The sequence below is a fragment of the Streptomyces sp. NPDC041135 genome, from assembly GCF_055592085.1.
In genome coordinates this window covers 1-9,292 of sequence record NZ_JBVIYZ010000063.1, presented here as the reverse complement: position 1 = coordinate 9,292, position 9,292 = coordinate 1, and the positions used below count along the sequence as shown (strand labels likewise).

Here is a 9,292-nt window from a genome sequence, read left to right as displayed (position 1 = left end):
GGTGACGGCTCCGCCGCGGGTGGACGATCTGGACGGGTTGGCGTATGTCGTCTTCACGTCGGGTTCGACGGGCGCGCCGAAGGGTGTGGAGGTCGGGCACCGGGGGCTGGTCAACCACGTCGCCTGGGCGGCGCGGGAGTTGCTGTCCCGAGGCAGCACCGGCACCGCCCTCTTCTCGTCCGTCGCCTTCGACCTGGTCGTGCCTAACATCTGGGCACCGCTCGTCGCCGGCCAGGCCGTGCGCACCTTCTCCCAGGACATCGGCCTGGACCGGCTGGGCGAACACCTGGCCGCGGGCGCCCCCTACAGCTTCCTCAAACTGACGCCCGGACACCTGGAGGTCCTCGCCCACCAGCTGGACGACCAGACCCTCGCGGCGCTGACCGACACGGTCGTGGCCGGTGGGGAGGCCTTCCCCGCCGAACTCGCCGACCGGTGGCTGCGTCTGCTCGGCCCCGGAAAAATGATCAACGAGTACGGGCCCACCGAGGCCTCGGTCGGCACCTGCGTCCACCCGGTGACCGAGGCACACCCCTCCCGCACCGTGCCGATCGGCAGGCCGCTGCCCAACATGACGATGTACGTCCTGGACGCGGCCCTGCAGCCGGTGGCGGTGGGTGTGGCGGGGGAGCTGTACGTCGGCGGTACCGGGGTGGCGCGCGGTTACGCGGGGCGTGCGGACCTGACGGCCGAGCGGTTCCTGCCCGACCCGTTCGGGCCCGCGGGCGCACGCTTCTACCGCACCGGTGACCTGGTGCGCCGGCGCCCGGACGGCGAGGTGGAGTTCCTGGGCCGGCTGGACGACCAGGTCAAGATCCGCGGCTACCGTGTCGAACTGGGCGAGGTGCAGGCCGTCCTGGCCGCGCACCCGGCCGTGCGCGAGGTGTGCGTCACCGTCCACGACAGCGGCGGCGGCGAACGCCGGCTCGCCGCCTACTACACGCACGGCGAACAGCCGCCCGTGCAGGACCTGGCCACGTTCTGCGCCCTGCACCTGCCCGACTACATGGTCCCGGCCACCTTCACCGCCCTGCCCGCCCTGCCCCTCAACGCCAACGGCAAGACCGACCGCCGCGCCCTGCCCGCCCCCGACACAGACGCCGCACCGCACCCGTACACGGCCCCCGTCACCGGGACCGAGAAGGTCATGGCGGGCTTGTGGGAGCAGATCCTCGGCCTCGACCGGGTCGGCACCGAGGACAACTTCTTCGACCTCGGCGGCCACTCGATGCTCGTCATCAAGGTGATGGCGGCCGCCCGGAAACTGCGGCTGCCCCTCACCCTGCGGATGCTCTACCAGACGCACACCCTGGCCGAGCTGGCCGCCGAACTGGACGCCGCGGCCGGCCCCGGCAGCACGACGCCGGCCGTCTCCGGCACCCCGGCGGCACCCGCCGCCGACCGGTTGCCCGTCATGGCCGAACACCACATCCCCGGGGTCGCGGTCGCGGTCCTGCGCGACGGAGAGGTCGCGTCGCTGCACGGCTACGGCGTTCTGGAGGCGGGCTCGACGCACCCCGTCACCGCGACGACCCTCTTCCAGGCAGGCTCGATCAGCAAGCACGTCACCGCACTGGCCGTGCTGCGCTTGGTCGACGAGGGCGTCCTCGACCTCGACACGGACGTCAACCCCCGGCTCACCGGCGGCTGGCGGATCGCCGACCCGGCCGGCCTCCCGGTGGCCGTCACCCTGCGTCAGCTGCTCTCGCACTGGTCGGGCCTGGTCTCCGTGCCGTACGCCGGGCTCACCCCCGGCGCCGCGCTGCCGCCGCTGTCCGACCTGCTCGCCCAGGTGCACAGCGAGGTGGCACCCGGCACCAGGTTCCTGGTGTCCAACACCAACTACTGGGTGATCCAGCGGCTGCTGGAGGACGTCACCGCACTGCCGTTCGCGGAGCTGATGCGCCGTACCGTCCTCGAGCCGCTGCGCATGACACACAGCAGCTTCGACCCGGACCACCCGCGGACATCGGGCAGGCCGACGGCCGTCGGGCACGGGCCGCTGGGCGACCCGGTGGAGGGCGGCTGGCGCGTCGGACCGCACCTCGCCTCCTCCGGCCTGTGGTCCACCGCCGCCGACCTCGCCAAGGTCGCCGTCGAACTGCGCCGGGCCTACCTGGGCGACCCCTTCGCCTTCCTGTCGAAGCCACTCGCCGCGCAACTGCTCACACCGGTCGGCGAAGGCACCTTCTACGGCCTGGGCACCGTGGTCGACGGAGACGCCCCCGCCCTGGAGGCGGGGCACGGCGGCGAACCGTACGGCTACCGCAACATGATGATCGTCCGCATCAGCGACGGCACCGGCTTCGTGGTCCTGACCAATGCCCTGTCGGGCCGAGCCGCCATCAAGGCCGTCTCGGCGGCCCTGCGCGAGCAGTCCGGGATCGGCGGCGGCGAACGCGCCGGGCAATGGGCCCGGTGACCCCCGCGGGTCCGGCCCCCGGACCCGCCCCCGCCCCCCTCTCGAAAGGACGCCCACCGTGCGGCATCTGATATCCATCGACGACCTCACCGACGAGGACCTCCGGGCCGTCGTCGCCCGCGGCGTCCAGTTCGGCGCCGAGGGTCCCGCCGGGGCCCGCCCACTGGAGGGCGACATCGCCGGCATCTACTTCCGCCGCACCTCCACCCGGACCCGCACGGCCTTCTCGGCCGGCGCCTTGCGGCTCGGCGCGCAGATCGTTTCCTACGGCGCCGGGGACCTGCAGCTCAACACCGGGGAGACCAGCGAGGACACCGGCCGGGTCATGTCCCGGATGCTCGACGTGCTCGTCGCCCGCACCGCGGACGACCCCGCCGAGATGCGCGCCTGGGCCGCTCAGCACCGGATGTCCGTCATCAACGCGATGAGCGCCGACGAGCACCCCACCCAGGCACTCACCGACCTGACCACGCTGCTGGGCCGATTCGGCCGGCTGGAAGGGCTGCGCGTCCTGTACGTCGGAGAGGGCAACAACACCGCCGCCGCCCTCGCGCTGGCCCTCACCCGCTTCCCCGGCGTCGAGCTGGAGCTGCGCACCCCACCCGGCTACGGGCTCGCCGCCCGCTTCCTGGCCCGGGCGGCCGAGCAGGCCGAGCGCCACGGCGGACGGTTCACCGAGCGCCACGACATGGCCGCGCTGCCCGCCGACCAGGACGCCGTCTACACGACGCGCTGGCAGACCACCGGCACCAGCAAGGCCGACCCGCGCTGGCGGGAGACCTTCGCGCCGTTCCAGGTCGGCGAGGCGCTGTGGGAGGACAGCCCCAAGGCCGTCTTCCTGCACGACCTGCCCGCGCACCGGGGCGACGAGGTCACCGCCGGCGTCCTCGACGGTCCCGCCAGCCTCGCCTTCCAGCAGGCCGAGAACAAGATGCACAGCGCCATGGCCGTCCTGGAGTGGTGCCGGCGCGGACCCACCGGCAGCGCCGGCGGCCCGGGGCGGTCCTGGTGACCGTCGCCCCCGCGGCGCCGGCCGACGCCGGCCCCCGGCTGCCGCCGCTGCGCAGGAACCGCGACTTCATGCTGCTCTGGTCCGGAGCGGGCATGTCGTTCCTCGGCACCCGGGTCACGGCGGTCGCCTATCCGCTGCTCGTGCTCTGGCACACCCGCTCGCCCGTCGCCATGTCCCTGGTGACCTTCGCCGCCCTGCTGCCCGCCCTGCTGGTGCAGCTGCCGGCCGGGGCGCTCGTGGACCGGTGGGACCGCAGGCGCGTGATGATGGTGTGCGAGGCGGGCCGAACCCTGGCGCTCGCCACCGTCGCGGCCGCCGTGCTCACCGGTGGCGTCTCGGTGGTGCACATCGCCGCCGTCGCGTTCACCGAGTCCGGCCTCACCGTCTTCTACCGGCTGGCCGAACGCGGCGCCGTACGCAACGTGGTGCCCCAGGAGCAGCTGCCGCAGGCGCTCGCACAGAACGAGGCGCGAGGCCGGGCCGCGGGCCTGCTCGGGCAGCCCGCCGGCATCCTCCTCTACACGGCGGTGCGCTCGGTGCCGTTCCTGTTCGGCGCGGTCGCCTACTTCGTCTCGCTGCTGACGCTGCTGTCCATCAGGAAGGACTTCCAGGGCGAGCGGACCGCCGCCCGCAAGACGCTGCACCGCGAAGTCGCCGAGGGCATGGCGTGGCTGTGGCGCCGGCGCTTCCTGCGTACCGCGCTCGCCTTCGTCGCCGGCACCAACGCGCTGTTCCAGGTCCTCAGCCTCGCCGTGATCCTGATGATCAAGGACGAGGGCCGCTCGGAGGCCGTTCTCGCGGTGGTCGTGACGGGCGGCGGCATCGGCGGCATGCTCGGCGCGCTCACCGGCGGCTGGTGGACACGCCGGTGCGGCCAGCGCACCACACTCGTCGGCGGGCTGGGCGTCTGGGCCTGCCTGATGACAGCCATCTCCTTCACGCACGCCCAGCCGCTGCTGCTCGGGCTGCTGTTCGCCGGCACGAGCCTGGTCGGTGCCGTCTTCAACGTCACCGCCGCCGTCTACCAGGTGCGCACCACACCGGACGAGTTCCAGGGCCGCGTCGCCGGCACCGCCAACCTCATCTCCTCCGGCACCAACTCGCTCGGCGCGCTCCTCGCCGGCCTCGCCCTCGAACTGTGGGGCGCCGGCGAGTCGATCCTGCTGACCGGCGCCGCGATGGCACTGCTGTCCCTGGGCGCCGCGCTCACCCCCGCCCTGCGCACCGAGGACGACCACGCCGGCATCGAAACCCACGGGGGAGAAGGAGAGGGACATGACGGGAGCTGACAGCCCGGACGCCTGGTTCCGGGTGCACCGGCGGTCTGTGCGGCCGCGGCTGCGACTGGTGTGCTTCCCGCACGCCGGCGGCACCGCCCAGCTGTTCAGCGGCTGGCCGTCGAGACTGCCCGAGGACATCGAGGTGCTCGCCGTCCGCTACCCCGGCCGGCAGGACCGGCTGGCCGAGCCGTGCGTCGAGGACATGGCGACCCTCGCCGACCGGATCACCCAGGCGCTCGTCGCCTACCTCGACCTGCCGGTGGCCCTGTTCGGCCACAGCATGGGCTCCGCCGTCGCCTACGAGGTGGCGCTGCGCCTGGAGGCCCGGCACGGCATCACGGCCGCCCGCCTGATGGTCTCCGGCCGGGGCGCCCCGCACCGGGCCCGGCACAGCGGGCTGCACCGGGCGGACGACGACACGCTGATCGCGGGCGTCCGCCGCCTCGGCAGCCTGGGCTCGGAGGTCTTCGACGTGCCCGAGCTGCGGGAACTGCTGCTGCCCGCGCTGCGCGCCGACTACCGGCTCATCGAGACGTACCGGCCCGGCCGTCCGCTACCCGTACGCGCCCCCGTCGGCGCCTACGCCGGCGACAGCGACCCCGGTTACGGCCGTGAGCGCGCAGCGGTCGCGGCCTGGGCGGAACTCACCACGGCGGACGGCTTCAGCGTGCGGTCCTTCCCCGGGGACCACTTCTACCTCGACCCGTGCGAGGCGGAGCTGACGGCCGACATCGCACAGCAGCTGACCGCGGTCGGGCGAAATAGAAGGTTTATAGCGTCCCCGCGACAATCGGAAAACAGTGAAGGGATCGGCCCATGACCGAACAGCAGATATGGTCACCACTCGAGATCGAGACCGAGCTGGTCGGCGGCACGGAGGAACTCGTCGACCGCCTCGCGGCGATGGGCGACGAACTGGGCGAACTCCTCGTACAGGAGAAAGCCCTGGTCTTCCGCGGCTTCGGAGTGACTCCCGACGCCCTGGACGAAGTCCTCGACCTGCTGCTGCCCAACCGCCTGGCCTACGTGCACGGCAATTCGCCGCGCACCAAGGTCGGCAGCAACGTCTACACCTCGACCGAGTACCCGCCGGAATTCACCATCTCCATGCACAACGAGATGAGCTACGCCCACGCCTGGCCGGCCCGGCTCGCCTTCTACTGCCAGACTCGGCCCGGCAGCGGCGGCGCCACCCCGGTGGTCGACTCCGCGACATGGCTCAACTCCCTCGACGACGAGGTCAGGCGGGCCTTCGCCGGCGGTGTCCGCTACATCCAGAACCTGCACGACGGTTACGGCCTCGGCAAGAGCTGGCAGGACACCTTCGAGACCGACAGCCGCGAACAGGTCGAAGCCTTCCTCGACGGCGCCGGAGCCGGCTGGGAGTGGAAGGCCGACGGCGGCATCCACGTCGAAGCGGTCCGCCCGGCCACCACCCGGCATCCCGTCACCGGCGCCGAAGGCTGGTTCAACCAGGCCGACCAGTGGCACCCGGCCGGCCTCGGCGACGACACCGCCGCGGCCCTCGCGCAGATCCTGCCCGAGGACGAACTCCCGCAGAACGTCACCTTCGCCGACGGCAGCCCGATCCCCGCCGAGTACGTGGCCCAGATCCGCGACCGCGGCCTGGCCAACGCCGTCGACGTCGACTGGCGCGCCGGGGACGTCCTCCTCATCGACAACGTGCTGCTCGCCCACGGCCGCCGGCCCTTCACCGGCCCCCGCCGCGTGCTGGTGGCGATGTCGGACGAGTGACACCATGACCGCCGAAACCGCCGAGTTCGAACGGCTGCGGACGCAGGACGCCGTCCATGTCTGGCGGGGCCGCACGACGGACGTACTGCTCCCCGAGGACGCCGCCCTGCTCTCCACCGCCGAACTCGAGATCGTACGACGCAGGTCGCAGCAGGCGGCCGTCCGGTACGCGGGAGCCCATGCCGCCCTGCGCCGGGTCCTGGCCCGCTACCTGGGCGTGCCACCCGAGCGGATCGAACTCGGGCGCCGTCCCTGCCCGCGCTGCGAGGACCCCGAGCACGGGCGCCCGCGCGTCGACTGGCCGCCCAGCGGCCTCGACTTCAACCTGTCCCGCTCCGGCGGGCACTGGCTGCTCGCCGTCGTCGCCGGCCACCAGGTCGGCGCCGACGTCGAGGACGGCAGGACCGTCGACGTCCAGGGCTCCTCCGCGATCGTGCTCACGGACGCCGAACTCGCCCTCGTGCGGGCTCAGCCCACCGAGGAACGCCGCCTGGAGACCTTCTTCCGCTGCTGGACCCGCAAGGAGGCCGTCGTGAAGGCCTCCGGCGTGGGCATCGTCGCCGACCTGCGCACCATCGAGGTGCGCCCCGCCGACGACGGCCCGGTCCGCGTCACCCACGCCGAACCGAACGGCCCGGACACCTGGACGGTGCAGAACCTGCCGGCCGGCCCGGGACTGTTCGCCGCGCTCGCCCGGGAGGCCGGCAGCACGGGCCCGGTGCTGCTGCGCGACTACGGGCGAGAGTTCCGGCGAACGCCCTACGGCAGCATCCCGTACGCCACGGACCGGCGCGACACCGACGCGTACGCCGCCCCGGTCCACGGCACCGAGAAGAACGGAGCCAACGCCGCATGACCTCTGTCGAGTTCTTCGCGCCGCCCGGCACCCGCGGCACCTCAGTGCACGCCTACCTCCGCGACCACCACAGCACGCTGCGCCGCGTCCTCGCCGAACGCGGAGCGATCCTGCTGCGCGGCTTCGAGGTCGGCGGGGTGGACGGGTTCGACGGCGTGGTCCGCGGGTTCTCCGGTTCGGCGCCGCTCACCTACGCGGAACGCTCCTCCCCCCGCTCCACCATCAAGGGGCAGGTCTACACCTCGACCGACTACCCCCGTGACGAGGAGATCTTCCTGCACAACGAGAACTCCTACCAGGCGGTCTGGCCGCGCACCCTGTACTTCCTGTGCATCGAGCCGGCCCTCACCCAGGGCGCCACCCCGCTCGCCGACATCCGTGAGGTCCACCGGCACATCGACCGCGAGGTCCGCGAGGAGTTCACGCGGCGCGGCTGGCGCGTCGTACGCAACTTCCACGCCGAGTTCGGCGTGCCGTGGCAGGAGGCCTTCGGCACCTCCGACCGGGACGCCGTCGAACAGTACTGCCGCGGCAAGGGCCTGCACCCGCACTGGCGGCCGGACGGCGGGCTGCGCACCACCGCGGTGCGCCGCGCCGTGCACACCCACCCCGACAGCGGCGAGCCCGTCTGGTTCAACCACGCGACCTTCTTCCACGTCACCTCGCTGGCCCAGGAGGTCAGGCAGGGGCTGAGGGAGATCTTCGACGAGGAGGACCTGCCGACCAACACGTACTACGGGGACGGGGGCCGCATCCCCGACGAGGTGACGGACCACCTGCGCGCGGCCTACCGCGCCGCGTCCACCCGCTTCGACTGGGAACGTGACGACATCCTGGTCGTCGACAACATGCTCGCCGCCCACGGCCGCGAGCCCTTTACGGGCCCGCGCCGCATAGCCGTCGCCATGGCGGAACCGTGGGAGGGCTGACGCGCCCCGGGCGACGGCGACGGGCCGGGGACCCCCCCAGGAGAGGGTGCCCGGCCCGTCGCCGCGCCGCGGACGCTCAACTCACGGCGCTCAGCCGCACGTCGCCGCCGTCCGTGTGCAGTGTGATCCTGCGGGCGGCCGCCGGATCGGTCTTGATGTCCACCTTCGACGAGCCGCCGTTGCTGGTTGCCTTCACCGCGTACGCCTCCGCAGCCGGCACCTGCACCGACACGTCGCCGGCCCGGGTGTCGATGTCCACGGTGTCCGGGGCGCCGGTGAAGCGGGCGTCGATCGCACCGCCGCTTCCCTCCACGGTGAACCGCTTGGAGGTGACCCGGTCCGCGGTGACCCGGCCTCCGCCGGACTTCACCTCCAGCGCGCCGGCCAGCCCGGACACCGAGACGTTCCCGCCCTTGCTGTCCAGGACGGCCGCGAGGGACCTGGGCACCTGAAGCGTGTAGTCCACCGTGCACTTGGAGGCCCCGCCGTCGACGGCGCAGCCGGCCCCCGGTGCCAGCAGCAGGGTGCCGCCCCGCGTGGTGTGCCGCGTCCGCGGCCGGTCACCGCTGTACGTCACCTTCTCCGTGACCCGGACCGTGCTGCCGTCACCGGCGACGACGCTGATGTCGCCGCCGGGGGTGCGCACGTCGAGCGCCGACACCTTCCCGGTCACGTCGTACGAGCTGCTCGTGCTCTTGGATCCCTCCTGGCCGGCCTCGCAGCCGGTGGCGAGTACCCCGGCTGCCAGCGCGAAGACGGCGACGGACAGATGGCGGGCGCGGAGCTTCATGATGGTGGCCTCTTCTTCGTTCGGTGCTCAGGACGGTTTCGGGTGCTCAGGTCCGCGCGGGTGCGGGCGGGCGGAAAGCCGGTGACAGGGCCTAGGGCCTGTCGTTTGGATCAGGTCGGCTGAGCGGAACTGCGCCTTTCGGCCGACCCGAGTGGGGCGTGGTGCGTGCAGCTGCAAGGCGGAGGAGGGAGTCGACGCGGAGCGTCGAGGACCGACGACAACGCGGCAGATGTGCGTGCCACGCCCCG

The 9,292-nt window shown here is 72.8% G+C and carries 8 protein-coding genes; 7 read left to right on the top strand and 1 reads right to left on the bottom strand.

Annotated features, from left to right (window positions below; genetic code table 11):
- From ACZ6CZ_RS37220 to ACZ6CZ_RS37190, 7 genes are all read left to right on the top strand, one after another.
- Positions 1 to 2,422, top strand: a 2,422-nt coding sequence (locus tag ACZ6CZ_RS37220; RefSeq protein ID WP_469030409.1) for an amino acid adenylation domain-containing protein, incomplete at its 5' end; no start/stop codon positions are given.
- A 58-nt stretch (positions 2,423 to 2,480) separates the two neighbouring features.
- On the top strand, positions 2,481 to 3,434 hold the full coding sequence (locus tag ACZ6CZ_RS37215) for an ornithine carbamoyltransferase (RefSeq protein WP_469030406.1): 954 nt from the start codon (positions 2,481 to 2,483) through the stop codon (positions 3,432 to 3,434).
- On the top strand, positions 3,431 to 4,723 hold the full coding sequence (locus ACZ6CZ_RS37210) for an MFS transporter (RefSeq protein ID WP_469030405.1): 1,293 nt from the start codon (positions 3,431 to 3,433) through the stop codon (positions 4,721 to 4,723). The genes ACZ6CZ_RS37215 and ACZ6CZ_RS37210 overlap by 4 nt, the downstream gene beginning before the upstream one ends.
- A complete protein-coding gene (locus tag ACZ6CZ_RS37205) occupies positions 4,710 to 5,534 on the top strand; it encodes a thioesterase II family protein (protein WP_469030403.1) in 825 nt (274 codons plus the stop codon). The genes ACZ6CZ_RS37210 and ACZ6CZ_RS37205 overlap by 14 nt, the downstream gene beginning before the upstream one ends.
- Positions 5,531 to 6,469 (top strand): TauD/TfdA family dioxygenase, encoded by a 939-nt coding sequence (locus ACZ6CZ_RS37200; protein ID WP_469030400.1) that lies wholly within the window; start codon positions 5,531 to 5,533, stop codon positions 6,467 to 6,469. The genes ACZ6CZ_RS37205 and ACZ6CZ_RS37200 overlap by 4 nt, the downstream gene beginning before the upstream one ends.
- 4 nt (positions 6,470 to 6,473) lie before the next feature.
- On the top strand, positions 6,474 to 7,325 hold the full coding sequence (locus tag ACZ6CZ_RS37195) for a 4'-phosphopantetheinyl transferase family protein (protein WP_469030398.1): 852 nt from the start codon (positions 6,474 to 6,476) through the stop codon (positions 7,323 to 7,325).
- Positions 7,322 to 8,254 (top strand): TauD/TfdA family dioxygenase, encoded by a 933-nt coding sequence (locus tag ACZ6CZ_RS37190; protein WP_469030395.1) that lies wholly within the window; start codon positions 7,322 to 7,324, stop codon positions 8,252 to 8,254. Before ACZ6CZ_RS37195 ends, ACZ6CZ_RS37190 begins: the two co-directional genes overlap by 4 nt.
- Before the next feature lie 76 nt (positions 8,255 to 8,330).
- On the opposite strand, the gene ACZ6CZ_RS37185 is transcribed toward ACZ6CZ_RS37190, so the two are convergent.
- On the bottom strand, positions 8,331 to 9,044 hold the full coding sequence (locus tag ACZ6CZ_RS37185; RefSeq protein ID WP_469030394.1) for a DUF4097 family beta strand repeat-containing protein: 714 nt from the start codon (positions 9,042 to 9,044) through the stop codon (positions 8,331 to 8,333).
- Between the last annotated feature and the right edge of the window lie 248 nt (positions 9,045 to 9,292).

Coding starts and splice junctions, on each gene's coding strand:
- ACZ6CZ_RS37205 (WP_469030403.1), top strand. CDS start 4,710: ATGACGGGAGCTGACAGCCCGGACGCCTGGTTCCGGGTGCACCGGCGG.
- ACZ6CZ_RS37200 (WP_469030400.1), top strand. CDS start 5,531: ATGACCGAACAGCAGATATGGTCACCACTCGAGATCGAGACCGAGCTG.
- ACZ6CZ_RS37195 (WP_469030398.1), top strand. CDS start 6,474: ATGACCGCCGAAACCGCCGAGTTCGAACGGCTGCGGACGCAGGACGCC.
- ACZ6CZ_RS37190 (WP_469030395.1), top strand. CDS start 7,322: ATGACCTCTGTCGAGTTCTTCGCGCCGCCCGGCACCCGCGGCACCTCA.
- ACZ6CZ_RS37185 (WP_469030394.1), bottom strand. CDS start 9,044: ATGAAGCTCCGCGCCCGCCATCTGTCCGTCGCCGTCTTCGCGCTGGCA.